Source organism: Bradyrhizobium sp. 14AA (assembly GCF_054185205.1).
The window spans coordinates 28,854-55,235 of record NZ_JAVAYM010000034.1 but is presented as its reverse complement, the minus strand read 5'-3'; the positions used below and the strand labels follow the sequence as shown (position 1 = coordinate 55,235).

Genomic DNA, 26,382 nt, shown 5'->3' with positions numbered 1-26,382 from the left:
GGATCGAGGGCGGGTGATTATCCGCCCTTCACCGCCCCCGCCGTCAGCCCGGCCACGATCTGCCGCTGCGCCAGCACCGTCAGCAGCAGCACCGGGAAGGTGACGATCAGCGCGGCGGCTGCCAGCGGCCCCCAGCTCAGCTGATCGAACGAGATCATGTTGTAGACCGCGACGGGCAGGGTGCGCGTCTCTCGTCCCGCCAGCACGATGCCGAACACAAAATTGTTCCAGGAGAAGATCACGGCCAGGATGAAGGCGACTGCGATGCCCGGCTTTGCGATCGGCAGCGCGACGTGGCGAAATACCTGCCAGCGCGTGGCACCGTCGATCAGGGCGGCTTCCTCCAGCTCCATCGGCGTCGTCTCGAAATAACCGATCATGATCCAGATCACGATCGGCACGGTCACCACGAGGTGGATGATGATCTGCGGCACCAGCGTGCCGAGCAGTCCCAGCCACTGGAACAGCAGGAACAGCGGGATCAAATAGGACAGGCCGGGCGTGATGCGCGCGATCAGGATCACGATCGCGGATTTGTGCGCAGCCATCCGCGCGATGCCGTAGCCGGCGGGAACACCGACGATCAGTGCCAGCGCGGTCGCGCTGCCTGTGACGATCAGGCTGTTGACGAAATAGGTCAGGAAGCGGTTGGAGGCGAGCACGTCGACATAGTTCTTCCAGGCGATATGCTCCGGGATGAACACCGGCGGGTAGGCGGCGTTGTCGACCTCGAACTTGAGCGACAGCGACGCCATCCAGAGGAAGAACAGGATTGCCGGCGAGACGATGACGAGCACCGAAAGCCACAGGCCGATCTGGCCGATGATCTGACGCGGGTTCATGCGCCCCTCGCGATCTCGGTCCACAGCATGCGCTGGCGGGCGTAAAGCATCACCGCCGCGAGCAGGACGATTAGCAGGAAGAACACCACCGCAATCGCCGAGCCGTAGCCGAGATCGTAATAGGTGAAGGCGACGCTGTAGAGATAGATATTGATCGTCTCCGAGGCCGAGCCCGGTCCGCCCTGCGTGATCGCGAAGATGATGTCGAAGCTCTTCACCGCGTCGATCATGCGGATCATGCCGGCGATGAACAGGAACGGCATGATCAGCGGCAGCGTGATGAAACGAAACACCTGCCAGAAACTGGCGCCGTCGATCTGCGCGCTCTCATAGGGCTCCGTCGGGATCGCGGCGAGGCCGCCGAGCACGATCAGCATGACCAGTGGCGTCCATTGCCAGGTCTCGACCAGCACCAGCGATGGAATCACGGTCGCAGGGTGGAAGACCCAGAGCTGCGCGGGGATCCCGACCAGCGACAGCAAATAATTCAGCACGCCGAGCTGCGGGTGGAACATCATGGTCCAGACCAGTGCGATCGCCACCGGCGTCGCCATCATCGGCATGATGAAGACACCGCGCAGGAAGCCGCGGCCGGGGAAGTTCTGGTGAAACACCACGGCTGAGAGCGTGCCGAGGATCAGCGGCAGCGCCACCGACAGCACGGTGTAGACCAGCGTGTGGCCGACCGCCTCGAGAAAGCGGGGATCGCTCGTCAGCCGCAGATAGTTGGAAAAGCCGACGAAGGTGGTCGGCGAGCCGACCTTCCATTCGTTCAGGCTCATCCAGATGGTGAAGACCCACGGGAAGATGATGATCGCGAGCACGACGACCAGCGCCGGCACCACGAACGGCCAGTAGGACGGCGGCCGCAGCTCCTTCTTCGGGGCGGCATCGGATCGTGCCGCGGCCGGAGTCGATTGTGTCAACGCACTCACGCTTTTTCGCTGCGCTCCAGGATCGGCCGAAACTGGTCGTGGGCCTTCTTCAACTCGGTCGCGGGGTCGGTGCCTGCGAGTGTCGAGGTGACGGCGGCGCCGACAAGGTCGCGGAATTCGGCGACCGGGATGATCACGGGCAGGCCGAGCTTGCTGATCTTGGCAGAGTCGATCACCGATTGCAGCCATTCCTTCGGCATCTTCACGCCGCTCTGAACCTCGGCATCGCCGAGGATCGAGTTGCGGAACGGCACGCCGCCGCCGGCCTGCAACAGCCGCGCGCCCTGCTTCTTCGAGACCACCCACTGGCAGAGCAGATAGGCGGCTTCCTTGTTCTTGCTCGCCGCGGCAATGCCGATGCCGTCGCCATAGGTGGCCGAATATTGCCCCTTCGGTCCGGCCGGCACGACGGTGTAGCCGACCTTGCCGACGACGCGCGAGGCGGCGGGATCCTCCAGCGGCGGCGCCCAGCCGACGCCGTCGATCCACATCGCCGAACGTCCTTGCGTGAACGAGGCCATCGACTCCATCCAGTTGAAGCCGGCGACGCCGGGCGGGGCGACCTTGGTCAGCAGCGTCTGGTAGAGTTTTGTCGCCGCGACCGCTTCCGGACCGTCGGTGAGAATGTTTCCCTTGGCATCGAGGAATTCGCCGCCATAGTTGAGGAAGAAGTTGGTCCACAACGTCATGTTGGCGTTGCGCAGGCCGCGTCCGACGAAGCCGTAGGTGCCTTCCTTGGTGTCGGTGAGCTTTTCGGCGGCTGCGACCATCTCGTCCAGGGTCTTGGGCACGGCGACGCCCTTCTTCTGGAACAGCTCCTTGTTGTAATAGAGGATGAAATAGTCGACCGACCAGGGCAGCGACAGCATCTGGCCCTTGTCGTTCTTGGCGTATTGGAGGCCGGCGGCCGAGAAATCGCTCTCGACGAGATCGGGCGCGGTGAGCGTCGGATCCTTCATGAACGGCGTCATGTCCGCGAGCCAGCCGGCTTTCTCGAACTGCCGCTTCTGCACGTGATAGCTGAGATGGACCACGTCGAAGCTCGGCCGGCCCGAGGTGAGCTCGATCACCACCTTCTGGCGCTGCTGCTGCTCGGGGATCTGCTCGGACTCGACCTGGATGCCGGTGAGCTCGGTGAACTCCTTGATGTTCTTTTGCAGGTTGTCGCCGCGCGGGCCCTTGGCGAGGATCACCTCCAGCTTGGTCCCGGCATATTTCTTCCAGTTGACCTCGGCGCGCGCCGGCAACCCGGTCAGGCTGAGCGCGCCGGCCGCGGCAGTACCCGTCAACAGCGTGCGGCGCGAGATGTTGTGGTTGGCCAATTTAGTCCCTCCCTCTGATTCATTTTCTTTGGGAAGGATACTAGCGACCGTGCCACGCCTGCCTAGCCCTAATCTACGATCAGGGACGCACGGCCGGCGTCTCCATCGGCAGGCCGCGCGCCCGTGACATCAGGTAGAGCTCGAGCGCGACCAGCTCGGGCGAGCCGTAATCATAGGCCTGGGCGCGGACGCCGGCCATGCAACTGCGCAACCGGCGCTCGATCGACCCCAATGTCTGCCACTCCAGGCGGTAGAGTGGATAGCCGGTCGGCTGCGCTTGCGTGATCGGCGCGCCCGCCAGGCGCTTGTCGAAATTGTCGTCATGGCAGTTGGTGCAGGCGAGGTTGAGCTGGCCCTCGCGCTGCATGAAGAGGTTGCGGCCCTGTTCGACGAAGGGTTTTACTTGCGGATCATCGCCGGCCGTGATCGCGACGCCGCGCGATTGATGGGCGACGAAGGCCGACAGCGCCAGGAGGTCGCGGCTCTCGTAAGGCAGCGGCGCTGCCTGCTGGCGATTGGCGCGGCAGAGGTTGATGCGCTGGTCGAGCGTGACGGGGTGGCCCTGCACCTTGTCGAAGGCGGGATAACGCGCCGCGACGCCTTTCATGCTGCTGCGTGCATCGCCATGACAGTCGGCGCAGCTTTTCTCCGCACTGCCGGTCTTCCGTCCCCACAGCGCCTCGCCGTCGAGCACGAACAGCATGCCCGGATTGGAGGTGTCGTCGTCCTGCATCGCGCGCGTGTCCGGGCCCATGAAGGCATAACCGGAGCGGCGCGCATCGGGCGGGATTTCACCGGCGAGCAGGGCAGGGGCCGCGGCGAACAGCGTGGCCACCGCTATCGCGCGCCAGGCCATCATTCGACGGTGATCGATGCCGAGGCGGTGGTGGCGTAGCCGTTGTCGCCGACCCATTCGAACTCGAGCTTGCCGCTCTCTTTGGCGACCGTGAAGAACGACAGGTAAGGATTGGCTGCAATCGCGGGAAACAGGTCGGCGCGGAAGATCTCGGCGCCGTTGTAGCGGCAGGTGAAGCTGGTGATGATGTCGCGCGGCACCAGTTCGCCGGCCGCGGTGTGGCGGAATCCGGTCTCCATGATGTGCGAGGTCAGCGTGCGGATCTCGATGACGTCGCCACGCTTTGCCTTGGGCGGGACATTGATGAGCGCGGCCATCAGTTCATCTCCTCGGTGCAGGCGGCCAGCGTCACGACGATCTCGGTCGTGGCCTGCCAGAACGTGTCGTCGGAGAGGCGCGCGATCGCCACCACCTTCTGGGTGTCGGCGAGCCGGATCCGGGTCGAGACCTGTGCACGGCCGGAGGAGGGGGTGAGGTAGAAATTGCCGATATTCGGCTGCGGGTTCTTCTCGTTGAAGACGTGGATGCTCTTGACGTGGTCGGCCGCCGTCATCGGGCTCGCCACGCTCACCGTCATCGGCACGGTGTTGCCGTTCTCGACCAGCGGCGGAATGTCGAGCTTCACCTTGCCGGTGCGAATTGGTGCTTCGCCGACGACATTGCGGATCGCGGTGGTGAGCATCGCCGGCGTTGCCTCGAGCGGCCGCAGCGTGATGATCGAGACCGTTCCGGCGGCGGTGACGCCGCCTGCAAGGCTCAGGAATTGTCGTCGTGTGGTTGGCATGAACTAGTCCCGAAGCGTTGCAAGAAAGGCCACGATGTCCTCGATCTCCGCGGCCGACAAGATCGGCTTGCCGGCGAAATTGCGCCCGACGCGGACGAGTCCGTCGTTGCGATAATAGGACGGCATGATGGTCTCCGCGTTGAAGCGCGATGCGTCGACCAGCCGAAGCCGCAACTGGCTTGTCGACCACCGGTTCCCGGCGCCCGCGAGATCAGGCGCGAGATCACCCTGGAACCGCGTTTCCGGGAACGGCCCGGAATGGCAGAGGATGCAGGTCGTCGTGCGCGCCAGCACCAGCGCGCGCCCGCGCGCGGCATCGCCGGATGAGCCGGTGAGGGATTGTGGAATGCCGTCGTCGACGATCTTGTAGGGCGCGAGCTCTTCTGTGCGCGCATCGCAGGCGAAGGCGAGGCTGGCGGCGATCAGTGCTGCGATATGGACGGATGCTCTAGCCAAAGGTGTCCGCCGTGATGGTTTGAAACCAGCGTTCCGCATCGGCCGCTTCGCGGGCGCGCAGCTCGCGCGGTGCATCGACGGGGCTCGTCGCGCCGCCCTCGACTTCGGCAAAGATGTCGCCTCTGGGCTGGTAATTGCCGGCGAGCGAGAAGCCATAGCCGGGTGCGACGGTGTTGTAGCAGACGCCGGTCAGCCTTGGCGCCTCTGGCGTCTTGCCCGCAAGCAGGCTGACGATCGCGCTGGCGCAAGCCTTGCCTTGCGCGCCTGCAGCCGAGGCCGACTTGGGAATGCCACCGCCGAGGCAGGCGTCGCCGATGACGTGGATATTCCTGACGAGCTTCGATTCGAACGTCACAGGATCGATCGGGCACCAGCCGGTCGCATCCGCTGCGCCGGCGATCTCGGCAATACGCCCGGCGCGCTGCGGCGGGATGATGTTGGCGACGTCAGGGGTGTAGTTACCGAACTCGGTGACGATGGTCATGGTCGCAGGATCGACCGACGTCACGCGGCCGCCCTGCGACAGACCAATCCGCTCGATCATGTCGCCGTAGAGCTCCTTCCAGGCCCTCTCGAACAGCCGCTGCTGCGAAAAATTGTCCTTGGCATCGAGCACCAGCACTTTCGAGCGCGGCTTGTTCGTCTTCAGGTAATGCGCGATCAGGCTGGCGCGCTCGTAAGGTGCCGGCGGGCAGCGCGAGGGATTGGCGGGGATTGCAATGGCGACCGTGCCGCCGTCCGCCATCGCCTCCAATTGCCTGCGCAGCAAAAGCGTCTGCGCGCCGGCCTTCCAGGCGTGCGGCATTTTCTCCGATGCGCCGGCGTCGTAGCCGGGCAGGGCTTCGAAGTGGAAGTCGATGCCCGGCGAGAGCACGAGGCGGTCGTAGGGCAGCGCGACGCCATCTGCAGTCATGACGCTGCGCTGCTGCGGCTCGATCGTGGTCACGGTCTGGCCGATCACGGTGACGCCCTCGGCGGCAAGCTTGTCATAGCCGAACTGCTGCGCGCCGATGTCGCGCAGGCCCGCGATCACCTCGTTGCTGAAGGGGCAGGAGGTGAAGACCGCATTGGGCTCGATCAGGATGACTTGCAACGCCCCTTGCGCGCGGTTGAGCGCGCGGGCGCAGGCCGCGCCGCCAAAGCCGCCGCCGACCACGACGATGCGGCCCGCCGATTGCGCGCGCAGGATCGAAGGGACGGCGAGCGATGTGGCCGCGACGGTGATGCCGAGGACGGCATTCCGCCGTGTCACCGGCGCATTCATGAGTCTTGTCCGGAAAGTGGGCCGCGGCGGCTGTCGTGGCCGCCGCGGCTCGTTCTCAAGCGAAGGTGATGTTCTGGTCGCGCAGCGGCACCGAGCGGATACGCTTGCCCGTCGCCGCAAAATAGGCGTTGAGCACCGCCGGCGCCGCGACGCCGATGGTCGGCTCGCCGACGCCGCCCCAGAACCCGCCGCTCGGCACCATCACCGATTCCACCTTCGGCATCTCGTTGATGCGCATCGAGTTGTAGGTGTCGAAGTTGGTCTGCTCGATCTTGCCGTCCTTGACGGTGCAGCCACCGTAGAACAGCGCCGAGAGGCCATAGACGAAGGACCCCGCGATCTGCCGCTCGACCTGCGCCGGGTTGACGACGTAGCCGGGATCGGTGGAGGCGACGATGCGGTGCACCTTGATCTTGTTGCCGTCGGTCACCGAGATTTCGGCGGCGCCGGCGACGTAGCTGCCATAGCCCATGACCTGCGCGATGCCGCGATAGACGCCCTGCGGCGCCGGCGTGGTCCAGCCGATCTTCTCGGCAACGGCATTGAGCACCGCCAGATGCTTGGGATGATTGCCCATCAGCTTGCGACGGAATTCGAGCGGGTCCTGGCCTGCGGCCTGGGCCAGCTCGTCCATGAAGCATTCCATGTAGATCGCGTTGTGATTGACGTTGACGCCGCGCCAGAAGCCGGGCGGAACGTGCGGGTTGCGCATCGCGTGCTCGACCAGGAGATTCGGCACCGAGTATCCGAACGCTGCCTCGCCGGATTGGGCGACGCCCTGGAAGGCGGCCGGATCCATGCCGTTCTGCAAGGCTTCGGGGCGGAGCGAGAACAGGATCGACTGCCCGGACAGGCGGTAGTGCAGCGCGACCAGGTTGTTGTTGGCATCGAATGCGCCGGTCATCTTGCACTGGGTGATCGGGTGATACCGACCGTGCGCCATGTCCTCTTCACGCGACCACAACAGCTTGACCGGCGTGCCCGGCATCTCCTTGGCGACCATGACGGCCTGGCGGACATAGTCGGTCTGGCCGCGCCGGCCGAAGCCGCCGCCGGGCATCACCTTGTGCACGTCGCACTTCTCGGCCGGCAGGCCTGATGCCTCCAGCACAGCTGCGAAAGCGGCCTCGCCGTTCTGCGTGCCGCACCAGACCTCGCATTTATCCGCGGTGTAGAACGCGGTGGCGTTCATCGGCTCCATCGTGGCGTGGTTCTGGTAGGGATAGCTGTAGACGGCTTCGACCTTCTTGGCGGCACCTGCAATCGCCGACTTGGCGTCGCCGTTCTTGTTGCCGACATAGGCCGGCTGATCGTTGTCGAGGCCTTCCGCCAGCCACTTCGCAATCGACTCGCTGGAGACCTTGGCGTTGTCGCCTTCGTCCCAGACGATCGGCAACGCTTCCAGCGCGGTCTTGGCGTGCCACCAGGTGTCGGCCACGACCGCGACCGCGGTATCGCCGACCTTGACCACCTTCTTGACGCCTTTCATGCCGGTGACCTTGGCCTCGTCATAGCTCTTCAGCTTGCCGCCGAACACCGGGCAGTCCTTGATCGCGGCGTTCAGCATGCCCGGCAGCTTGACGTCGACGCCGTAGATCATGGCGCCGGTGGTCTTGTCGGCGGTGTCGAGCCGCTTGACGCCCTTGCCGATCAGCTTCCAGTCCTTCGGGTCCTTCAGCTTGACATCGGCGGGCGGCGTCAGCTTGGCCGCGGCCTCGGCGACCTTGCCGTAGGTCGTGGTCTTGCCCGACGGCGTATGGGTGATGAGGCTGTTCGCGGCCGTGCATTCGGAGGCCGGCACTTTCCACGCGTCAGCGGCGGCCTGGATCAGCATCACGCGCGCGGTGGCGCCACCCTTGCGGACATAGTCTTGCGAGGAGCGGATGCCGCGGCTGCCGCCGGTCGAGAAGTCGCCCCAGACGCGCTTGCGGGCGACGCTCTGGCCGGGGGTCGGATATTCGGTCGTGACCTTGGTCCAGTCGCATTCGAGCTCCTCGGCGACGAGCTGGGCGAGGCCTGTCAGCGAGCCCTGGCCCATCTCGGAACGGGCGATGCGAATCACCACGGTGTCGTCGGGCCGGACCACGACCCATGCGCCGATCTCGGGCGAGCCGTCGGCCGCGCGCACCACGGCGGGACCGCCGAAGGGGATGTCGAGGCCGATTGCAAGGCCAGCGCCGACAGCGGCGGTGCCGATGACGAAGGCACGACGGTTCATCTTGGGAGAGACGTGCTTGTTCATGTGGCGGCTCCTTACGCGCTTGCGATCGTGTGGATCGCTTCGCGCACCTGCTGGAAGGTGCCGCAGCGGCAGATATTTGTGATGGCCTCGTCGATATCGGCGTCGGTCGGCTTCGGCTTCTCGTTCAGCAGCGCCGCCACCGCCATGATCATGCCGCTCTGGCAATAGCCGCATTGCGGAACGTCCTGGGCGATCCAGGCCTCCTGCACCTTGTGCAGCGTATTGGCGGAGCCGAGCCCCTCGATGGTGGTGATCTTCTTGCCCGCGGCCTCGCTGACCGAAACGCCGCAGGAGCGGGTGGCGACACCGTCGATATGAACGGTGCAGGCGCCGCATTGTGCAATGCCGCAGCCATATTTTGTGCCGGTTAGGCCGGCATTCTCCCGAATCGCCCAGAGCAGCGGCGTATCCGGCTCAACGTCGAGGGTGAAGGTTTTTCCGTTGATTGTTAGGTTTGCCATCGCAGTCCCCTGATTGGTCCATCCACCGATTGGACTCAGGGGCGCAATGTGTCCGGCAAATTGGAACTGTTCAAATCAATAGTCTGAGGGGTCTGGGCCAAAGACTTTTGTGGGTGTGGGAAGATAATGGAGCGAGCGGTGTTGCCGCCACGGCCTGGGCGGCCGGTCCTCTCCCGGCGCCAATAGGCGGCCTGGAACGACGCCCCGCATTCCGGGAGTTCCGACTAGCGACAGTTTGTCCCTTTTGCTGGGGTGCAAGACGACGATGCTTTGGTACACTGCGGCCGAACCAGAAGGAGTTCCATGATCGTGCCAAGCCCCTGCCGCGTGCTGATGCTCTATCCGCTCTTCAGCGCGGAGTCGTTCTGGAGTTTCGGCGAGTCGTGCAAATTGATGGGCGTCCGGCGGCCTGCCGCTCCGCTGGGCCTGATCACCGTCGCCGCAATGTTGCCCGAGAGCTGGACGGTGCGGCTGATCGACTGCAACACGCAGCCTTTCGATGAGGAGGATCTCGCCTGGGCGGATGTCGTCTTCACGGGGGGGATGCTACCGCAGCAGGCCGACACACTGAGCCTGATCGAACAATGCCGCGCGGCCGGCAAACCCGTTGTGGTCGGCGGTCCAGATGCCACCTCCAGCCCCCACCTCTACGAGAGGGCCGACTTCCGGGTGCTGGGCGAGGCCGAGAGCGTCATCGACGAATTCATTGCAGCCTGGGACAGCGGCGCACGCTCCGGCGTCTTCACCGCCCCGAAATTCCAGGCCGACGTCACCAGGACGCCGGTGCCGCGTTTCGACCTGCTGAAGTTCGAAGACTATCTCTATCTCGGTGTGCAGTATTCGCGCGGCTGCCCGTTCACCTGCGAGTTCTGCGACATCATCGAGCTCTACGGCCGCGTGCCCAGGACCAAGACGATCGAGCAGATGTTCGTCGAGCTCGAGACGCTCTACAAGATGGGCTATCGCGGGCATCTCGACTTCGTCGACGACAATTTCATCGGCAACAAGAAGTCGCTGCGGCAATTCCTGCCCCGGCTCGCCGAATGGCAGCGGGCTCACAATTATCCCTTCGAATTGTCGACCGAGGCTTCGGTCAATCTCGCCGACGATCCGGAACTGCTCGAGCTGATGGGCGCCGCAAATTTCTTCGGCATCTTCGTCGGCATCGAGAGTCCGGATCCTGCGACGCTGGTCGCGATGCGCAAGAAGCAGAACACGCGGCGCAACATTGCCGAGAGCATCCACAAGATCTACGCCGCCGGCATGCTGGTCACCGCGGGCTTCATCGTCGGCTTCGACAACGAGAAGGTCTCGATGGCCGAAGCGATGATCGATTTCATCGAGGAGGCCGCGATCCCGGTCTCCATGGTCGGCCTGCTCTATGCGTTGCCGAACACGCAGCTCACGCGCCGCCTCGAGCGCGAAGGCCGGCTGCATCCGGGCCACGATCTGGCGCCGACCATCGGTGCCGATCAGTGCACGGCCGGGATCAACTTCGATCCGGTCCGTCCGTTGCGCGACATCCTCACGGACTACAAGCGGGTTCTGGAGCACATCTACAGCCCGGCGGCGTATGCGAGGCGTGTCGACCGCCTGATGACGCTGCTCGACCGTTCCAGGCAGCGCCATGAGCTCGCGGAAGGCGATATCCGCGCCAAGGTCGGCGCGATGGAGACCGTGCACCGTGTCGTCACGGCCCTTCCCGAGGCGCGCGGACCGCTCTGGCAAACGTTCATGAATTGCGCCAAGCGCGATACGTCATCGGCGCGGATCGCGGTGCAGATGATCGCCGCCTATGCGCATCTCGGCCCGTTCTCGCGCAAGGTCATCGCTGCCATCGATAGCCGCCTCGCTGCGCTCGACGACGAAGCGGTCGTCCCGGCGGCGACAATCGACGCAACCGCGGCGCGACACCTGGCTTGAGGATCTACTTCACCGCCAGCCGCAGGAAGCTCATCACGCTGCCGAGCGCGGCAAAGCCCGCGCCGAGCGCCAGCGCCAATGTCGCGCCGTCGTGCCCTGCGAGCGCGAAGCAGGCTGCGGCGAGCGCGGCGCCGGTGGTCTGTCCGGTCAGGCGCGCAGTGGCAACGATGCCCGAGGCGCTGCCGCTGCGATGCGGCGGCGCGCTCGACATCACCGCCTTCATGTTGGGCGCCTGGAAGAAGCCGAAGCCCATGCCGCAGATCACCATCCGCCAGATGATGTCGGGGATGGCGGGATTGGCCGGAAGCATCGCGAGCAGCGCCATGCCGAGGCCGAGCAGCACGAGGCCGATGCCGCCGAGCAGGCCGACCTTGTGGCGGTCGGAGAGGCGCCCCGCGATCGGCGCCATGATGCCGACCACCAGCGGCCACGGCGTCATGAAGAAGCCGGTCTCGACCTGCGAGCGTCCCAGCACGTCCTCGAAATAGAACGGCAGCGAGACGAAGGCGAGGCCCTGCACGGCGAAGGAGCACACCGCGGTCGCCGCCGACAGTGCGAACATCGGCCGGCTGAACAAATCGATCGGCAGCATCGGCGCCGGATGGTCGGCGTGGCGGCGCGTCAGGATGAAGCCGAGCGCGAGAGCCGCGACCAGCTCGATGCCGACGACGACCGGCGACAGATTGTGCGCGGCGCTGCCGATGCCGGTGATGAACAGGCCGAGGCAGGCGGCCGCGAGGATCGCGCCGAGAAAGTCGAACCCGTGATCGGCGCGCGGCGTCTTCGGCAGCATCGCAAAGCCGATGCCGATCGCGACCAGGCCGAAGGGAATGTTGACGGCGAACAGCCAGGGCCACGGGCCGACCGCCAGGATGGCCGATGCGATCGAGGGGCCGAAGGTGAAGGCCGTTGCGACAACAAGCGCGTTGTGACCAAAACCGCGGCCGAGCATCCGGCCGGGATAGACGAAGCGCACCAGCGCGGTGTTGACGCTCATGATGCCGCTGGCGCCCAGGCCTTGCAGCGTGCGCGCAATGAGCAGGCTCTCCAGCGACCACGCCACCGCACAGAACAGCGAGGCGATGGTGAACAGGATGAGGCCGCCGAGATAGATGCGCTGGTGCCCGACGATCTCGCCGAGCGCGCCAAGCGGCAGCAGCGTCGCCACCAGCGCGATCTGGTAGACATTGACCACCCAGACCGACTGCTCCGGCGTGACATGCAGGTCGGCGGCAATGGCGGGCAGGGCGATGTTGGCGATCGCGGTGTCGAGCGAGGCCATCGCCAGCGCGGTGAAGATCGCGGCGATCGCCCAGCGCCGCTGCGTGGCCGGAAGTCCGTCGGACAAGGTGTGGTCAGGCTCGCGCGCGGCGGCAGGTAACGTGATTGTCATTGCGTTAGCGCGTTGCTCCGGCGGCGTGGCTAAAGAGGACTTTCGGCATGTACTACGGCCGGGCCGTCTTCCACAGACATACGCTTGCATGCTGTGTATGCGCGAAGGCTGGGCGATCAGCCCGCGCGCTGGCGTATGATCGCGCCGGCTGCTGCAATCTTGGGGAAACGCCATGCATATCGTCGTTCTGCCGGGTGACGGCATCGGACCGGAGATCACGACCGCGACATCGGGTGTGCTGCGCGCGGCGTCCGAGCGCTTCCAGCTCAATCTGCGCCTCGAGGAGTATGCGGTAGGGCATGCGAGCCTGAAACAGTTCGGCACGACGGTGCGTCCCGAGCTGCTCGACATCGTCCGCGCCGCCGACGGCCTGATCCTCGGGCCGACCGCGACCTTCGACTTCAAGGACGAGGCGCATGGCGAGATCAACCCGTCGCGCCACTTCCGCAAGAACCTCGACCTCTACGCCAATGTCAGGCCTGCGCGCACCTATGCGGGCCGGCCCGGCCGCATCGGTGATTTCGATCTCGTCGTGGTGCGCGAGAACACCGAAGGGTTTTACGCCGACCGCAACATGGAGCAGGGCAACGGCGAGATGCTGGTCACATCAGACGTCGTGATCTCGCTGCGCCGGATCACGCGCCTGTGCTGCGAGCGCATCGCGCACGCCGCGTGCCGTCTCGCGATGAAGCGGCGCAGGCATCTGACCATCGTGCACAAGGCCAATGTGCTCAAGATCGGCGACGGCATGTTCCTCGACATCTGCCGCGAGGCGGCGAGGGCCTATCCCGGCCTCGCGATCGACGACATCCTGGTCGACGCCATGATGGCGCATGTGGTGCGCAACCCCGATCGCTTCGACGTCATCGTCTCGACCAACATGTTCGGCGACATCCTGTCCGACCTCACGGCGGAGCTTTCAGGCAGCCTCGGCCTCGGCGGCTCGCTCAATGTCGGCGACCGCTACGCCATGGCGCAGGCCGCGCACGGCTCGGCGCCCGACATCGCAGGCCAGGACGTCGCCAACCCGATCTCGCTGATCCTGTCGACGGCCTTGCTGCTGGCCCGGCACGGCGAGACGAGCGGCGCCGTGCAGTACGAGGAAGCCGCGCGTGCGATCGAGGCGGCGGTGGCGAAAGCGGTCGGCGAGGGTAGGGCGACCCGCGACGTCGGCGGCAAGCTCGGCACGATCGCGGCGGGGGCGGCGATCGCGGAGATCCTGCAGGCGGCGTGAGGGGTTTCTTCGCGTCGTCGATCGGCGTTCAAGACAAAACTCGAAAACAACCCCATGCACAGTAGAACGCCCATTGATCGATAAGGGGTTTTCGCGACGCGTCGTGACGACAGCTGCGATCACGTTGACCCGTCGGGCAAAACACTGGCAAAATGCGATGCTGGCCGCGATCGGGGGCTGAGCCATGGCGCGTTCTCATCATGCGCGCCGTCGGCTTCATGCCATACGTCGGCGCGTCTTCCCCGGCCGGCGTTGAGCCAGATCAACACTCCCCCCGCGGGCCCACCGGACCCTTCCATCAGCGCATCGATGGAAAGGGCGGCCGACATGCAAACTCTGCTCAGGGAAATCCGGAATACCCCTTTGCTCTGGATGCTGGCCTTCGTGCCCATCGTGCTGGTGGCCGAGGCGGTTGCTCCGCATTCCCACACGCTGCTGTTCGTGCTGTCGGTGCTTGCGATCGTTCCGCTGGCGGCACTGCTCAGCCATGCTACCGAAGCGGTCGCCGCGAAGACCGGCGATGCCGTGGGCGGACTGCTCAATGCCACCCTCGGCAACCTGACGGAGCTGATCATCGCCATCGCGGCGCTGCGCGCAGGCCAGTACATGCTGGTGAAGGCCTCGATTGCCGGCGCGATCGTCACCAACGCGGTGTTCATGTTAGGGGCCTGCCTGCTGCTCGGCGGCCTGCGCTACCACGTGCAGGAGTATAACCGCGCCGGCGCGCGCCTCTCGTCCGGCCTGTTGCTGATGGCAACCGTCGCCCTGCTTGCGCCGTCGACGGTCGCCGATCTCGAGCACCTGCCGCAGGGTGGGGGCATCCTGAACAAGCTCAGCCTCGGCATTTCCATCCTGCTCATCGCCGCTTACGGGCTCGGCCTGTTGTTCTCGCTCGGGACACACAAGGAATTGTTCGCAAGCGCCGATCACGGCGAGGGCGAGGAGGCGCATTTGCCGATCGGAATAGCCGTCGGGACGCTGCTGGTCGTCACCGTGCTGGTCGCGCTGGTCAGCGAGATCTTCGTGGAATCGGTGCAGAAGGCGGCGGAAACGTTCGGGATGAGCCCGGCCTTTGTCGGCTTCATCATCGTTTCGCTGGTCGGGGCCGCCGCCGAATTTGCGGTTGCGTTCACCGCGGCGCGCAAGAACCGGCTCGACATGGTCGTCAGCATCGCGCTCGGCAGCGCCTCGCAGATCGCGCTGTTCGTTGCGCCAGCGCTGGTGCTGCTCAGCTACGTCGTGGGGCCGAAGCCGATGGACCTGCAGTTCTGGCCGGGTGCCGTCACCATGATGATGATCGCAACGGTCACGTCGGCCTTCATCACCTCGAGCGGACGCTCGGCATGGTTCGTCGGCGCGCTGATGATCTTCATCTATGCGGTGTTTGCGCTGACGCTGTATGTCGTCCCGCCGGCGGGCCAGGGATGAAGGGCCGTCGCGCACGGGCGCTGCGAATTGGCGGAGAACGGCGGCCCGTGGCAAGCCGTCCTCCGCAGACGCGAATATTTTTCCGCTAAAGCGCGGTGAGATTGGGTAGAATCGTCATCGCGCTTTAGCTCTTTGTTTGAGCATGATCTTTTCGGAAAACCGCTTCACACTTTTCCGGATCATGCTCTAGTAGGCCCAGTAGCTGCCGGAGGGCGCGCAATCGTCGCCGCCATAGCCGTAACCGTAACCGTAGTTGCCGCCATAACCGTAATACGACGCTGCCGGGTAGCCATAGCCGTAGGCGGGATAACCGCCATAGCTTCCATAATAGGCGCTTCGCGCGATCGCACCGCCGACGACGGCGCCGGCCACGCCATATCCGAGGCCGCGATAACCGTAGCCGCGATAGCCCCAGCCTCCGCGATATCCGTAACCGCCGCGGTAACCCCATCCGACGCCGCGATAGCCGTAGCCGCCGCCACGCCAGCCGCCGCCCCAGCGCACTTCCGTCGTGGTCTGATCGACCATCGATTTCATTGTCGAAAGATGGGTCGGGAGCGGCCCGGCCTGGGCGCCCGCACCGAGCAGCAGGGCGCCGGCTGCAGCGAGAATGGGGGTACGCAGGGGATACGAGGAGGTCATGATCGATCATCTCCTTGGCTATGGGCGGCGCATTCTGCGCGGCCATCGGGCCTATTCCGGTGTGGCGCTCCCGTGGCGAGCTTGATCTAGATCAAGCGTTTGAGCGGCGCCCGCGGGGCGCGCCGCGCCCGGCCGGCACAAGCCGGTCTTCAGAGGCGAAAGCGGCTTTCTTCGGCTCAGCGGTCGTGCCGGCACTGGACCCGAAGCAGGTTTTCACCGGCCCGATTGCACTTCCATGGCGTCGCCTTTTGTCTGTACGATGGTTCGTGCTTGGCCGAGGGCCCCATGAAACGGCGCAGGTTCATTACTCTCATTGGGGGTGTGGCTGCCACGTGGCCGTTCGCAGCTCATGCCCAGCAATCGACCAGGCTTCGCCAGATCGGTGTGCTTTCACTCGGCAGTGGCGACAAATCCGACGCAAGTCTGAAGACTCTCGATGCGTTCGTGCCGGCATTGCGTGAGCTCGGCTATGCCGAAGGGAAGGATGTCGCATTTCACCGCAAGTTCGCGGACGGCGATGCCGACAAGCTCAGCGAACTTGCGCGGGAATTCGTGACGCAACGGGTCGACGCAATCGTTGCCTTGGCTACACCAGCTGTCCGCGCCGCCAGGAATGCGACTTCCACCGTTCCTATTGTCGGCATAGGCATGGCCGACCCCGTTGAGGACGAACTCGCTTCCAGCCTGGCGCGGCCGGGCGGCAATGTGACCGGGACGACGTTTCTCGGCCCGGAGCTGGTGTCCAAACGGCTTCAATTGCTCAAGGTGATCGTCCCCGGTCTTTCGCGCGTTGTCGTCCTGTGGCACCCCCGGGCATACGGTGAGCGCACGATGAAGGGGATGCTGAACGAGATCGGGAGTGCCGCTCAATCTCTCGGGGTTAACCTTCAACTTGTGCCTGCGGATAGTCCTGCCGATCTCGAAGGCGCATTCGCGGATCTGGCCAAAGCGCGGGCTGATGGTCTCGTGCTGTTTCCCAGTCCGATGCTGTACAGCCAGTACGCGCGGATTGTGTCATTTGCCGAGAAGAATCGTCTGCCGGCGATCTACGCCGCCAGAGAGGGAGTGGATCTCGGAGGCCTGGTCTCCTACGGCGTCAACCTGCCCGACCTGTCGCGTGCCACCGCCAGCTATCTGGCCAGAATTCTCAGAGGCGCAAAGCCGGCCGAATTGCCGATACAGCAGCCAACCAAGTTCGAGCTGGTCATGAACCTTGGAACCGCCAGGACGCTTGGCTTGTCGGTTGGTCGAGACTTTCTCCTGGTCGCTGACGAAGTGATCGAATAAGCAGCCCACGTGCTGCGATCTTCCTTCGCGTTCATGAGCCGGGACGCGGTTGTATCGTGCCGTCGCTCCGCGTCAGGCGGCGCGCTGGCTGCGTCGCGAGGAGAGATCCGGGCAAAGCACGAGCTTGCCCTCAAGACCGCCGGCCTCGAGGCGACGGTGAGCATCGGCGACCTCCTCGAAAGAGATCCGCTCGGCGATGCGCGGCCGGATGGCACCACTTGCCAGAAGCTCGAATAGTTGCTCCAGGTCCTCCTTGAACCAGGCGGGGTGTCGCGCCCGCATGGCATTGACCGAGTAAAAGCGGGCACGCTTGCCGCCGGGCAACAATCTCCACAAGTACAGGCGCGCGATCTCCATCACGATAGGAAGCATTCGACGCTGTGCCTGCACGCTCGCCGAGAAGCCGATGGCACAGAGCAGGCCACCTGGCTTGAGCGCCGCATATGAGCGGCGGTAGCCGTCTTCGCCAACGCCGTCGACGATGACGTCGAACCCGCCCGGCAGAATCCGCGTGAAGTCCTCGTGCTGGTAGTCGATCGGCGCTGCCCCCAGGTCTTGGACGAGCGCCATGTGTTCGCTGCGTACAGTGCCCCACAGCTCGAGCCCGGCCAGTCTCCCGAGCACGAGCAGCGCCTGGCCGACCGCGCCGGCCGCCCCATGCACGAGCACGCGCTGGCCTCGCTGGACCTGGGCCGCGCGGTGCAGAAGCTGGTAGGCGGTCGTCCAGCTCAAGATCAGCGCGGCCGCTTCAGCGGCGTCCACGCCCACCGGCACGCGGGTCAGGTCGTTGGCCCGAAGCGTGCGATACTCGGCGTTTGACCCGACCACCGTCATGTCGGCCACGCGGTCGCCGATCTGAAAGTCGTGCACGCCTTCGCCGAGCTGATCGATTGCTCCCACCACGTCGTAGCCCATCACGAACGGCGGCCGGAGGCGCATCGTTTGCGGGTATAGATGGCGCCTGATCAGCACCTCGGTGTAGTTGAGGCTCGACGCGAGGACGCGAACGCGCACCTCGCCCCGGCCAGCGGTCGGCAGGTGCGCGTCGACAACCTCCAGTGTCTCGGGATCACCGAAGCGGCTGACCTGAACGACGCGATTGCGCTGCTCCATCATGGGCGATCTCCATGCAATGCCGCAATTTCAGCGCAAGGCGGCAGACTGCCGGCAGGCCGAGAAAATGGAATTGATCCAGATCAAGCTTGAGCGTGCACTGGTTGGAATTCTCCTCGGGCCAAATGACCAGCCGGGTCGTTTGGCGCCATCATTTCTCATTGGAGGGGAATATGCCTGCAGTCATTATGCAGTTCGTTTCGCATCCAAGACCCGGTAGCGATCTTGCGACCGTCCTACAACTGGCAAAAGACGGCGCGACACTGTGGAGGAAACACGGGGCCGATGTCACCTACTGGTCGGTGATCGGCGGCGAGATCGGGAACTACGCCTTCGTCGCTCGCTTCGATAGCGTGGAAGCTTATGGGCGCTCCCTGGCATCGCTCGGCGCCGATCCGGCTTTCGTTGAATTTCAAGCCAAGCGGCTGAAGGCTGGGCAATCGGATTGGGTGCGCTCCAACGTTGCCATCCAAGTTGATCTTTGACGGAGCGCCTTCTCTCCCCGCGTGCGAGACCGCCTTCGGGCGGTCTCTTGCTGCTGCGCTCTCCACATCCTACGAACCAACCTCGTGACGATCCTCCCAGTCCTCCCATTCGACGTCGTTGATTTCCAGGTAGCTCGAGACGGCTGAGCCGATGGTCGGAAAGAAGTGGGCCTCGCCGACCTGAGCGTACAAGCCAAATCGCTTCAGCTTGTCCTTCACCGGATCCTTGAGCTCGGCAAAGCAAAGTTCAATGCCGCTGGCGTGCAGCGCCTCGTCCAGTTCGGCAACGGTGTCGCAAGCGGTGACGTCCACGCTCGTGACCGGTTCTGCCGCGACGACCAGCCAGCGTACAGGCGTTGGCGATTTTGCGACCGCGGCCAGAATTCGCTCCTTGAAGAACTCGGCATTGGCGAAGAACAAAGGCGCATCCCAGCGGAACAGCACCAGTCCGGGAATCAGGCGGGCATCGGGATATCTTGTGATGTCGTGATAGCCCTTGACGCCGTGCGCTCGCCCCAGAACGGCGGAGTGCGGACGCCAGCCGTCCCACAGGAATTCCGCGATGGCCACCGCGATGGCGAGGCCGATTCCCGGAATCGCGCCGAGCACGGCGACGCCCACGAAGCACAGCACCGTCAACCAGAACTCCCAGCGCTGGATCCGGTAGATTCGTTTGAGATCGCCAATCTCGATCAGGCCGATCGCAGCTGCGATGACCACCGCCGCCAACGCGGCATTCGGCAGGTGCTGCAAGAGATTTGGCGCAACCATCAGAAGGAGGGCGATAGCAAGCGCGCCGACGACGCTCGTCAGCTGGGTGCGCGCGCCGGCAGCCTCGGCAACGGGCGTACGCGAGGCGCTGCTGCTGATCGGGAAGCCTTGAAAAAAACCGGTTGCCAAATTGGCCGCGCCGAGACCCACCATCTCCTGGTTCGGATCGACCTTGTCGCCCAATCGGGCAGCGTAGGTTCGCGATAACACGCTGGTGTCGGCGAAAGAGACCAGAGCGATGGCGCAGCCGCCAGCCAGCACCGAAACCAGATCGCCGTAGCCGATCCAGGGAATGGAGAAGACCGGCAGACCTTGAGGAAGCGGCCCCAAAACCTTCACGCCATGACCAGTTCCGAGATCAAGTGCTGCAACGACAAGGGTCGCTCCGACGACGGCAATCAGGATTCCCGGCAGCCGTTTGTTGTCCTTGAGCAGCAGGATGACCATCAACGTGCCAAGTCCGACTGCGAATGCGACCCAATTCAGCTTGCCGTCGGCGATCCCACTGGCGATCGCCCACAGGTCTCTCAGCGGTCCTTCGCTTTCGATCGAGAAGCCGAGCAGCTTTGGCAACTGGCTGATCAAGACGGTCAATGCGATCCCGTTCATGTAGCCGTAGCGTATCGGCTTGGAGAGGAGCTCGGTCACAAACCCCAACCGTGCGATGCCCGCCACGATGAGCACGCTTCCTGAAACGAGCGCCATCATCGCGGCAAGCATTGCGGCGCGGACGGGGTCGCCGCCGGACAACGGGACAATAACGCCGAGGATGACGGCTGCCAGCGCCGAGTCTGGTCCGAGGACGATGATGCGGCTCGGGCCGAATATCGCGTAGGCGAGAAGAGGGACAATGGTTGCGTACAGGCCGTGGATGCCCGGCAAGCCCGACGCCACCGCATAGGCAATTCCGACCGGGACCAGCATGGTCGCCAGCACGAGACCCGCGAATACATCATGCCGAAGCCAATCAGCTTCGTAGTGCCGAAGCGTATCGATCCCGGGCACCCAACGCGTCCAGCCGCTCACCGCGCTCACTCCAAAGGCCGGTCGCCATGCGGATCGTGACGGCGAAGGTTAGGACGTCATCATGGACCCGCCTTCGCAAATCTCGCCTGCACGGATCCCGATCCAGCAGCTCAATCGCCGACAAACCCGGAAGCCGGATAAAAGCGAGCAGCCGCGTGCGCGCTCCCATGCGGCGCCCATCGCCGATAACGCGCTAGGATTTCGAAACCGCCCGACCGACCCTTGACGCAAATCAACGTCGTCGAAGCTTCCACTCTTCGGCAACGCAGCAATCGCGCCGCCATGGCGCAGGCCGCACGGCCAAGCGCTGATATCGCGGGCAGGGCGTCGCCAATCCGGTCTCTAATCCCGGCGACCGCGCGACAGCCGCCATCGCCAAATGTGACAAACATCACAGAACCGATGCTTGCCTTTCGTCAGGCTCCGCATAGGCTGCGCACATATATTCGGGGCTGCAATGGGCGCTTTTCGCTGGTTTTCATTGGTCATTTTCATCTGGCTTGGTTGCGGCTCGGCCCATGCCGAGCGCCGGGTCGCGCTTGTAATCGGCAATTCCGCCTACAAGAGCGTGGCGAAGCTCGCCAACCCGGCAAACGATGCCGTCCTGGTCGGTGGCATGTTCAAGAAGGCCGGGTTCGACTGGATCGACACCAGGACCGATCTCAATGCCGCCGAGATGCGCAGGGCGCTGCGTGAATTCGGTGGGCGGGCGCGAGACGCCGAGATTGCCGTCATCTACTACGCGGGGCACGGCATCGAGCTGGACGGGACGAACTACCTGATTCCCGTCGACGCGGCGCTGGAGACCGACAGTGACGTGCTCGACGAGACCGTGGGGCTCGACCGTGCGCTGTTCGCGGTCGAGCCGGCGAAGCAGCTCCGGCTCATCATCCTGGACGCGTGCCGCGACAATCCCTTCGCCAAGACCATGAAGCGAACAGTGGCGGCGCGGGCGATCGGACGCGGCCTTGCCAAGGTCGAGCCGACCAGCCCGAACACGATGATCGCTTATGCGGCAAAGGCAGGCTCGACGGCCTCCGATGGCGACTCCAGGAATAGCCCGTTTGCCGCGGCCCTCGTCGAGCGGCTGCCGACACCCGGCCTCGATCTGCGCAAGGCGTTTGGCTTCGTCCGCGACGACGTGCTCAAGACCACCGGCTACAAGCAGGAGCCTTATGTCTACGGCTCCCTCGGCGGAGATGATTTGCCGCTGGTCGCGGCGAAGCCCGTCGTCACCGCGCCGCAGGCAAGCCCGCAGGATGCCGTCCGCCGCGACTATGAGCTGGCGCTCCAGATTGCCACCAGGGAAGTCTGGGCCGCGTTCCTGGCCGAATATCCCGAAGGATTCTACGCCAGCCTCGCCAAGGGCCAGCTCAATCGGATCGCGGCCGAAGAGACGCGCGCGGCGGCCGCGGAGAAGGCGCGTCTGGCCGAGGAGGAGAAGGTTCGGCTCTCGGCCGATCGGGCGCAGAAGGCCGAGCAAGACAAGGCCGCCGCCGCTGCGAAGGCCGCGGAGGATGCGCGGATCGCCGCGGAAAAAGCCAAGCAGATCGAGGAGGCGAGGGCTGCTGCGGCAGAGCAACGTCGCAAGGAGGCGGAAGCCGCGGTGGCAAAGGCCATGGCCGACAAGGCGGCCGCGGAGAAGGCGCTGGCCGACAAGCTCGCCAATGAGAAGGCCGCTGCCGAAACGGCTGCCAGGGAGGTGGCTGCGAAGAAGGCGCTGGACGGCGGCGAGCTGAAGGTCGCCGCTGTTGCGCCGACGTCATTGCAGACGAACGCGTCACCGCAAGAGACAGCGAAGGCGGTGCAGTCGGAATTGCGGCGCGTCGGATGCCTGTCTGCTCCCGCCGACGGCGACTGGAAGGTGTCCTCGCAGCGCTCGCTCTCGATGCTCAATAAGTACGCGGGCACGAAGCTCGACGTGAACGTCGCCAGCTCCGACGCGCTGGACGCCATCAAGGCCAAGCCGGGCCGGGTTTGTCCTCTGGTCTGCGACCATGGTTTCAGGGCCGACGGCGATAGTTGCGTCAAGATCACCTGCCGTGCCGGCTACCGCGTCAGTGACGACAACGAATGCGAGAAGGTTCGGGACAAGAAGCCCACCGCAAGCCGCGAGCAGTCCAGGGCGCGCGATGCCGAGCGCAAGAGCGACGAGGCGGCGCCCGCCAAGCAGCAATCATCGGGCCAGATGATCTGCAATCAGGCCGGCTGCCGTCCCGTCGGTCGCGGGTGCAGGCTCGTCGCGGATACCTCCGCCGGCATCGGCAACGCGGCCGGGATCAACGGACGCACACGCGAGGTGTGCAACTGAGGCGGGGAGGGCGCTGCGCGCCTAAAACTGATACCGCCGCAGTCCCCCATCCACCGGGATCACCGTCCCCGTGATGTACCGCGCCACGGGCGAAGCCAAAAACACCGCGAGCGCGGCGAGGTCCTCCGGCTCGCCCCAATAGCCGACCGGGATCTCTTCCTCGGCGAAGCGCTCGCGATAATCCGGCGGGTAGTTGCGGCGGATCTGCTCGCTCATGATGCGGCCGGGCGGGATGCAGTTGATGGTGATGCCGTGCTCGCCGATCTCGCGCGACAGGCCCTTCGCCCAGGCATGCACCGCGGCTTTCGCGGCAAAGGCGGCGTTCAATCCTTCGGGCTCGGACTTGCCGGTGATGTTGACGATGCGGCCCCATTTGCGTTCGATCATCTGCGGCAGCAGCGCATGCGCGATGCGGCGGTAGCTGGTGAAATTCAGCGCGATCGCCTCGTCCCATTTGCTGTCGGGCGCATCGACGGGAAGGGGGCGGCTGCCGCCGGCATTGTTGATGAGGATGTCGACATGGCCGAGCTGCTTCAGCGCGAAGGCGGCGATGTTCTCCGCCGCGTCCTTTTCCATCACGTCCTGTGCGAACGGCGTGATCAGCCCGGAGCCTTCCTCCTTCACCAGCTCGGCGAGCAGATCGGTGCGACGCGCCACGCCAACGATGCGCACGCCTTCGGCGGCGAGGCCCTTGGCGATGGCGCGGCCGATGCCGATGCTGGCTCCGGTGACAACAGCGGTTTTCGATTTGAGCCCGAGGTCCATGGCGACACGCTCTCTTGATTGCTTCTTGCTTGTTGTGTTCGTTGTGCTGTTCGTTTCCTGCCCTGTCCCCGTCGGGTTGATTGCCCGACCGGGACGAGCAGTGGTAACCAAGAGCTGCAGTGAAGGAAACACGAAAAAGAAAAGGCTGACCGATGGTCTGGGATCCGCAGCAATATCTGAAGTTCTCCGGCCACCGGCTTCGCCCCGCCGTCGACCTGTTGATGCGGCTTCCGGATTTTGGCCCGCGCGAGATCGCCGACCTCGGGGCCGGCGCTGGCAATGTGACAAAACTGATCAAGGAGCGCTGGCCGGATGCGGCGGTGACCGGCGTCGAGGGTTCGGCCGAGATGGTTGCCGCGGGCCGCAAGGCGGCGCCGGATGTGGAATGGTCGCATGAGGATCTCGGCCATTGGCGCCCGGCGAACCAGTACGACTTGATCTATTCCAATGCCGCACTGCACTGGCTGCCCAATCATGCGGCACTGTTTCCCTCGGTGATGGAGAAGGTGAAGCCGGGCGGCATGCTTGCGGTGCAGATGCCGCGCAACTTTCTGGCGCCATCGCATGTCCTGATCGGCGAGACCGCGCTGGATGGTCCCTGGCGGTCCAAGGTCGAGCATCTCGTCACGCCGCCGCCGGTCGAAGGGCCGGCCTTCTATCACGATCTTCTTGCTCCGATGTCCGCCAATATCGACATCTGGGAGACCGAATATCTGCAAGTGCTCGAAGGCGAGAATCCCGTGAAGGAATGGACCAAGGGGACCTGGCTGACGCGCTATCTCGATATCCTGCAGGGCGACGAGAAGGCCGCGTTCGAAGCCGCCTATGGGATGCGCGTTGCAAAGGCCTATCCGAAGAACGCGGCGGGGCAGACGCTGTTTCCGTTCCGGCGTCTGTTCATGGTCGCTCAACGCAAGGTCTGATCGCACTGCCGCAATGCGGCATAAGCGCTCGCTCCCCGGGAACGGAGCGGGTGCCGGGTTGCGCATGCAGCAACCGTCAAGTTAGCTTGGCTGCGGCAAATTGGGCTTAGGTCTAGTTGTTCGGGTGGCGGATTGCTGCCACTACTGGACTGCAAAATAAAAAAGACCCGGTCTTCAGGGGTGATTGGGGAGGTGCTTCATGCGCAAACTGCTTCTCGCGGTCGCGGCGGCCGCGTTCGCTTTGGCCCCTGTCGTCGCTCCAGTTTCGGCCCAGGCCCAGAGCCCGATCATCGTCAAGTTCAGTCACGTCGTCGCCAACGACACCCCGAAGGGCAAGGGCGCGCTGAAATTCAAGGAGCTCGCCGAGAAGTACACCGACGGTAAGGTCAAGATCGAAGTCTATCCGAACTCCTCGCTCTACAAGGACAAGGAAGAGATCGAGGCGCTGCAGCTCGGCTCGGTGCAGATGCTGGCACCTTCGACCGCGAAATTCGCGCCGCTCGGCATCAAGGAATTCGAGGCGCTCGACCTGCCCTGGCTGTTCAAGGACGATGCGACCTATTCCAACGCGATGAAGGGCACGGTCGGCAAGTGGCTGTTCCAGAAGCTGGAAGCCAAGGGCATCACCGGGCTCGCCTATTGGGACAACGGCTTCCACATGGTGTCCTCGAACCGTGCGCTGACGAAGCCGGAGGATTTCAAGGGGCTGAAGTTCCGCATCTCCGGGTCGAAGGTCGCCGACCAGTACTTCCGTCTGATGGGCTCGATCCCGCAGATCATGGCGTTCTCGGAAGTCTACCAGGCACTGCAGACCGGCGTGGTCGACGGCTGCGAGAACACCGCGTCGAACTACCTGACGCAGAAGTTCTACGAGGTGCAGAAGGACATCACCGTGTCCTATCACGCGCACCTGCAATATGCCGTCATCGTCAACTCGAAATTCTGGACCGGCCTGCCGCCGGACATTCGTGCCCAGCTCGAGAAAGCGATGGCGGAGGCGACCGACTACACCAACCAGATCGCGCACCAGGAGAACGAGGACGCGCTGGCCGAGATCAAGAAGACGGGCAAGACCAATCTGCATTATCTGACCGACGCCGATCGCAAGGCGTGGCAGGAAGCGATGCAGCCGACTTACAAATGGGCCAAGGGCCGGGTCGGGCAGGAAGTGCTCGATCTCGTCGCCAAGGAACTCGACGTCAAGATGAACTGACGCGTTTTCCGGGAGGATAATACCAACGGTCGGGAGTGTGCGCACTCCCGGCCGTTTCGCATCGATAGGGGGACTTTGATTTGCTTCGCGTGCTCAATCAGGCGCTCAATCATCTCGAAGAGTGGTTGATCGCGACGCTCATCGCGGCTGCAACCGGCTTGATCTTCATTGCCGTGGTGCACCGCTACGGCGCCGGCGAATCGATCGTCCTCTCCCGATGGGCGACCGCGCACGGGATGACCTGGCTCGCGACGCTGTCGATGGGCGTGTTCACCTTCCTGTCCGAGCTGGACCTGTCCTGGGCGCAGGAACTCTGCATCTACATGTTCATCTGGATGGCCAAGTTCGGCGCGGCCTATGGCGTGCGCACCGGCATCCATGTCGGCGTCGATCTGCTTGTCAACCGCCTGCCCGAACATTCGCGCAAGCACGTGATCCTGTTCTCGCTGCTCTGCGGCGCGCTGTTCACCGGCATGATCGCCGCCTTCGGTGCCTCCTTCGTCGCCGAGATGTTCAAGACCGGGCAGCAGTCCAACGACCTCGAAGCGCCGATGTGGTTCGTCTATCTGGCGATCCCGCTCGGCTCGGGCCTGATGTGCTTCCGCTTCCTCCAGGTCTCCTGGTCCTACTACTGGACCGATCATCTGCCGCATCACGACGAGGCGCATGTCGAGGGCGTGCAGGCCGACGGCTCGCCGGCGCTGCA

At 64.5% G+C, this 26,382-nt stretch carries 23 protein-coding genes and 1 pseudogene; 9 read left to right on the top strand and 15 right to left on the bottom strand.

Annotation, left to right across the window (positions count from 1 at the left end; all coding sequences use genetic code 11):
• Positions 1–17: 17 nt before the first annotated feature.
• From RAD15_RS39025 to RAD15_RS38980, 10 genes are all read right to left on the bottom strand, one after another.
• Positions 18–842, bottom strand: a complete 825-nt coding sequence (locus RAD15_RS39025; protein ID WP_458184017.1) for a carbohydrate ABC transporter permease — start codon at positions 840–842, stop codon at positions 18–20.
• On the bottom strand, positions 839–1,777 hold the full coding sequence (locus tag RAD15_RS39020) for a carbohydrate ABC transporter permease (protein WP_458184016.1): 939 nt from the start codon (positions 1,775–1,777) through the stop codon (positions 839–841). Before RAD15_RS39020 ends, RAD15_RS39025 begins: the two co-directional genes overlap by 4 nt.
• Positions 1,774–3,099, bottom strand: a complete 1,326-nt coding sequence (locus RAD15_RS39015; protein WP_458184015.1) for an ABC transporter substrate-binding protein — start codon at positions 3,097–3,099, stop codon at positions 1,774–1,776. The genes RAD15_RS39020 and RAD15_RS39015 overlap by 4 nt, the downstream gene beginning before the upstream one ends.
• Before the next feature lie 79 nt (positions 3,100–3,178).
• Positions 3,179–3,958 (bottom strand): sulfur oxidation c-type cytochrome SoxA, encoded by a 780-nt coding sequence (soxA, locus tag RAD15_RS39010; protein WP_458184014.1) that lies wholly within the window; start codon positions 3,956–3,958, stop codon positions 3,179–3,181.
• The gene (soxZ, locus tag RAD15_RS39005) at positions 3,955–4,272 is read right to left on the bottom strand and encodes a thiosulfate oxidation carrier complex protein SoxZ (RefSeq protein WP_458184013.1); all 318 of its coding nucleotides are present in this window, start codon (positions 4,270–4,272) and stop codon (positions 3,955–3,957) included. The genes soxA and soxZ overlap by 4 nt, the downstream gene beginning before the upstream one ends.
• The gene (locus RAD15_RS39000; protein ID WP_458184012.1) at positions 4,272–4,739 is read right to left on the bottom strand and encodes a SoxY-related AACIE arm protein; all 468 of its coding nucleotides are present in this window, start codon (positions 4,737–4,739) and stop codon (positions 4,272–4,274) included. Before RAD15_RS39000 ends, soxZ begins: the two co-directional genes overlap by 1 nt.
• A 3-nt stretch (positions 4,740–4,742) precedes the next feature.
• Positions 4,743–5,195: a sulfur oxidation c-type cytochrome SoxX gene (soxX, locus tag RAD15_RS38995; RefSeq protein WP_458184011.1), complete on the bottom strand. Its 453-nt coding sequence runs from the start codon at positions 5,193–5,195 to the stop codon at positions 4,743–4,745.
• Positions 5,188–6,459 (bottom strand): FCSD flavin-binding domain-containing protein, encoded by a 1,272-nt coding sequence (locus tag RAD15_RS38990; RefSeq protein WP_458184010.1) that lies wholly within the window; start codon positions 6,457–6,459, stop codon positions 5,188–5,190. The genes soxX and RAD15_RS38990 overlap by 8 nt, the downstream gene beginning before the upstream one ends.
• Positions 6,460–6,514: 55 nt before the next feature.
• Positions 6,515–8,701, bottom strand: a complete 2,187-nt coding sequence (locus tag RAD15_RS38985; RefSeq protein ID WP_458184009.1) for a molybdopterin cofactor-binding domain-containing protein — start codon at positions 8,699–8,701, stop codon at positions 6,515–6,517.
• An 11-nt stretch (positions 8,702–8,712) separates the two neighbouring features.
• Positions 8,713–9,162, bottom strand: a complete 450-nt coding sequence (locus RAD15_RS38980; protein WP_458184008.1) for a (2Fe-2S)-binding protein — start codon at positions 9,160–9,162, stop codon at positions 8,713–8,715.
• 303 nt (positions 9,163–9,465) lie between these two features.
• Here RAD15_RS38980 and RAD15_RS38975 point away from each other — a divergent pair, with 303 nt between their 5' ends.
• On the top strand, positions 9,466–11,085 hold the full coding sequence (locus tag RAD15_RS38975) for a B12-binding domain-containing radical SAM protein (protein WP_458184007.1): 1,620 nt from the start codon (positions 9,466–9,468) through the stop codon (positions 11,083–11,085).
• 4 nt (positions 11,086–11,089) lie between these two features.
• Here the strand turns inward: RAD15_RS38975 and RAD15_RS38970 are convergent, their stop codons facing one another.
• A complete protein-coding gene (locus RAD15_RS38970) occupies positions 11,090–12,478 on the bottom strand; it encodes an MFS transporter (protein WP_458184006.1) in 1,389 nt (462 codons plus the stop codon).
• 172 nt (positions 12,479–12,650) lie between these two features.
• Here RAD15_RS38970 and RAD15_RS38965 point away from each other — a divergent pair, with 172 nt between their 5' ends.
• Positions 12,651–13,712, top strand: a complete 1,062-nt coding sequence (locus RAD15_RS38965; RefSeq protein ID WP_458184005.1) for an isocitrate/isopropylmalate dehydrogenase family protein — start codon at positions 12,651–12,653, stop codon at positions 13,710–13,712.
• A gap of 327 nt (positions 13,713–14,039) precedes the next feature.
• Positions 14,040–15,140 (top strand): calcium/proton exchanger, encoded by a 1,101-nt coding sequence (gene cax / locus RAD15_RS38960; RefSeq protein WP_458184004.1) that lies wholly within the window; start codon positions 14,040–14,042, stop codon positions 15,138–15,140.
• Between the two features lie 186 nt (positions 15,141–15,326).
• Here the strand turns inward: cax and RAD15_RS38955 are convergent, their stop codons facing one another.
• Positions 15,327–15,782, bottom strand: a complete 456-nt coding sequence (locus RAD15_RS38955; protein ID WP_458184003.1) for a hypothetical protein — start codon at positions 15,780–15,782, stop codon at positions 15,327–15,329.
• A 285-nt stretch (positions 15,783–16,067) separates the two neighbouring features.
• Between RAD15_RS38955 and RAD15_RS38950 the strand changes: the two genes are divergently transcribed.
• The gene (locus tag RAD15_RS38950) at positions 16,068–17,069 is read left to right on the top strand and encodes an ABC transporter substrate-binding protein (RefSeq protein WP_458184002.1); all 1,002 of its coding nucleotides are present in this window, start codon (positions 16,068–16,070) and stop codon (positions 17,067–17,069) included.
• 72 nt (positions 17,070–17,141) lie between these two features.
• On the opposite strand, the gene RAD15_RS38945 is transcribed toward RAD15_RS38950, so the two are convergent.
• The gene (locus RAD15_RS38945) at positions 17,142–18,185 is read right to left on the bottom strand and encodes a medium chain dehydrogenase/reductase family protein (RefSeq protein ID WP_458184001.1); all 1,044 of its coding nucleotides are present in this window, start codon (positions 18,183–18,185) and stop codon (positions 17,142–17,144) included.
• A 170-nt stretch (positions 18,186–18,355) separates the two neighbouring features.
• Here RAD15_RS38945 and RAD15_RS38940 point away from each other — a divergent pair, with 170 nt between their 5' ends.
• Positions 18,356–18,667, top strand: a complete 312-nt coding sequence (locus tag RAD15_RS38940) for a hypothetical protein (RefSeq protein WP_458184000.1) — start codon at positions 18,356–18,358, stop codon at positions 18,665–18,667.
• A gap of 69 nt (positions 18,668–18,736) precedes the next feature.
• Here the strand turns inward: RAD15_RS38940 and RAD15_RS38935 are convergent, their stop codons facing one another.
• Positions 18,737–20,464 (bottom strand): SulP family inorganic anion transporter, encoded by a 1,728-nt coding sequence (locus RAD15_RS38935; RefSeq protein ID WP_458183999.1) that lies wholly within the window; start codon positions 20,462–20,464, stop codon positions 18,737–18,739.
• A 457-nt stretch (positions 20,465–20,921) separates the two neighbouring features.
• Between RAD15_RS38935 and RAD15_RS38930 the strand changes: the two genes are divergently transcribed.
• On the top strand, positions 20,922–22,775 hold the full coding sequence (locus RAD15_RS38930; RefSeq protein ID WP_458183998.1) for a caspase family protein: 1,854 nt from the start codon (positions 20,922–20,924) through the stop codon (positions 22,773–22,775).
• 21 nt (positions 22,776–22,796) lie between these two features.
• Here RAD15_RS38930 and RAD15_RS38925 read toward each other — a convergent pair whose 3' ends face one another.
• A complete protein-coding gene (locus tag RAD15_RS38925) occupies positions 22,797–23,540 on the bottom strand; it encodes an SDR family NAD(P)-dependent oxidoreductase (RefSeq protein ID WP_458183997.1) in 744 nt (247 codons plus the stop codon).
• Between the two features lie 152 nt (positions 23,541–23,692).
• Between RAD15_RS38925 and RAD15_RS38920 the strand changes: the two genes are divergently transcribed.
• The 3 genes and pseudogenes from RAD15_RS38920 to RAD15_RS38910 all read left to right on the top strand — a co-directional run.
• A complete protein-coding gene (locus RAD15_RS38920) occupies positions 23,693–24,463 on the top strand; it encodes a methyltransferase domain-containing protein (protein WP_458183996.1) in 771 nt (256 codons plus the stop codon).
• 199 nt (positions 24,464–24,662) lie between these two features.
• Positions 24,663–25,676, top strand: coding sequence for a DctP family TRAP transporter solute-binding subunit (locus tag RAD15_RS38915; protein WP_458183995.1), 1,014 nt, complete (start codon positions 24,663–24,665; stop codon positions 25,674–25,676).
• Between the two features lie 236 nt (positions 25,677–25,912).
• Positions 25,913–26,281: pseudogene (locus tag RAD15_RS38910) on the top strand (TRAP transporter small permease); the annotation flags it as partial.
• Positions 26,282–26,382 lie beyond the last annotated feature (101 nt).

What these genes read in the sequence shown, in the direction of transcription:
- RAD15_RS39025 (WP_458184017.1), bottom strand. Translation starts at nt 842, where the DNA reads ATGAACCCGCGTCAGATCATCGGCCAGATCGGCCTGTGGCTTTCGGTG.
- soxA (WP_458184014.1), bottom strand. Translation starts at nt 3,958, where the DNA reads ATGATGGCCTGGCGCGCGATAGCGGTGGCCACGCTGTTCGCCGCGGCC.
- soxZ (WP_458184013.1), bottom strand. Translation starts at nt 4,272, where the DNA reads ATGGCCGCGCTCATCAATGTCCCGCCCAAGGCAAAGCGTGGCGACGTC.
- RAD15_RS39000 (WP_458184012.1), bottom strand. Translation starts at nt 4,739, where the DNA reads ATGCCAACCACACGACGACAATTCCTGAGCCTTGCAGGCGGCGTCACC.
- RAD15_RS38990 (WP_458184010.1), bottom strand. Translation starts at nt 6,459, where the DNA reads ATGAATGCGCCGGTGACACGGCGGAATGCCGTCCTCGGCATCACCGTC.
- RAD15_RS38985 (WP_458184009.1), bottom strand. Translation starts at nt 8,701, where the DNA reads ATGAACAAGCACGTCTCTCCCAAGATGAACCGTCGTGCCTTCGTCATC.
- RAD15_RS38980 (WP_458184008.1), bottom strand. Translation starts at nt 9,162, where the DNA reads ATGGCAAACCTAACAATCAACGGAAAAACCTTCACCCTCGACGTTGAG.
- RAD15_RS38975 (WP_458184007.1), top strand. Translation starts at nt 9,466, where the DNA reads ATGATCGTGCCAAGCCCCTGCCGCGTGCTGATGCTCTATCCGCTCTTC.
- RAD15_RS38970 (WP_458184006.1), bottom strand. Translation starts at nt 12,478, where the DNA reads ATGACAATCACGTTACCTGCCGCCGCGCGCGAGCCTGACCACACCTTG.
- RAD15_RS38965 (WP_458184005.1), top strand. Translation starts at nt 12,651, where the DNA reads ATGCATATCGTCGTTCTGCCGGGTGACGGCATCGGACCGGAGATCACG.
- cax (WP_458184004.1), top strand. Translation starts at nt 14,040, where the DNA reads ATGCAAACTCTGCTCAGGGAAATCCGGAATACCCCTTTGCTCTGGATG.
- RAD15_RS38955 (WP_458184003.1), bottom strand. Translation starts at nt 15,782, where the DNA reads ATGACCTCCTCGTATCCCCTGCGTACCCCCATTCTCGCTGCAGCCGGC.
- RAD15_RS38950 (WP_458184002.1), top strand. Translation starts at nt 16,068, where the DNA reads ATGAAACGGCGCAGGTTCATTACTCTCATTGGGGGTGTGGCTGCCACG.
- RAD15_RS38945 (WP_458184001.1), bottom strand. Translation starts at nt 18,185, where the DNA reads ATGATGGAGCAGCGCAATCGCGTCGTTCAGGTCAGCCGCTTCGGTGAT.
- RAD15_RS38940 (WP_458184000.1), top strand. Translation starts at nt 18,356, where the DNA reads ATGCCTGCAGTCATTATGCAGTTCGTTTCGCATCCAAGACCCGGTAGC.
- RAD15_RS38930 (WP_458183998.1), top strand. Translation starts at nt 20,922, where the DNA reads ATGGGCGCTTTTCGCTGGTTTTCATTGGTCATTTTCATCTGGCTTGGT.
- RAD15_RS38925 (WP_458183997.1), bottom strand. Translation starts at nt 23,540, where the DNA reads ATGGACCTCGGGCTCAAATCGAAAACCGCTGTTGTCACCGGAGCCAGC.
- RAD15_RS38920 (WP_458183996.1), top strand. Translation starts at nt 23,693, where the DNA reads ATGGTCTGGGATCCGCAGCAATATCTGAAGTTCTCCGGCCACCGGCTT.
- RAD15_RS38915 (WP_458183995.1), top strand. Translation starts at nt 24,663, where the DNA reads ATGCGCAAACTGCTTCTCGCGGTCGCGGCGGCCGCGTTCGCTTTGGCC.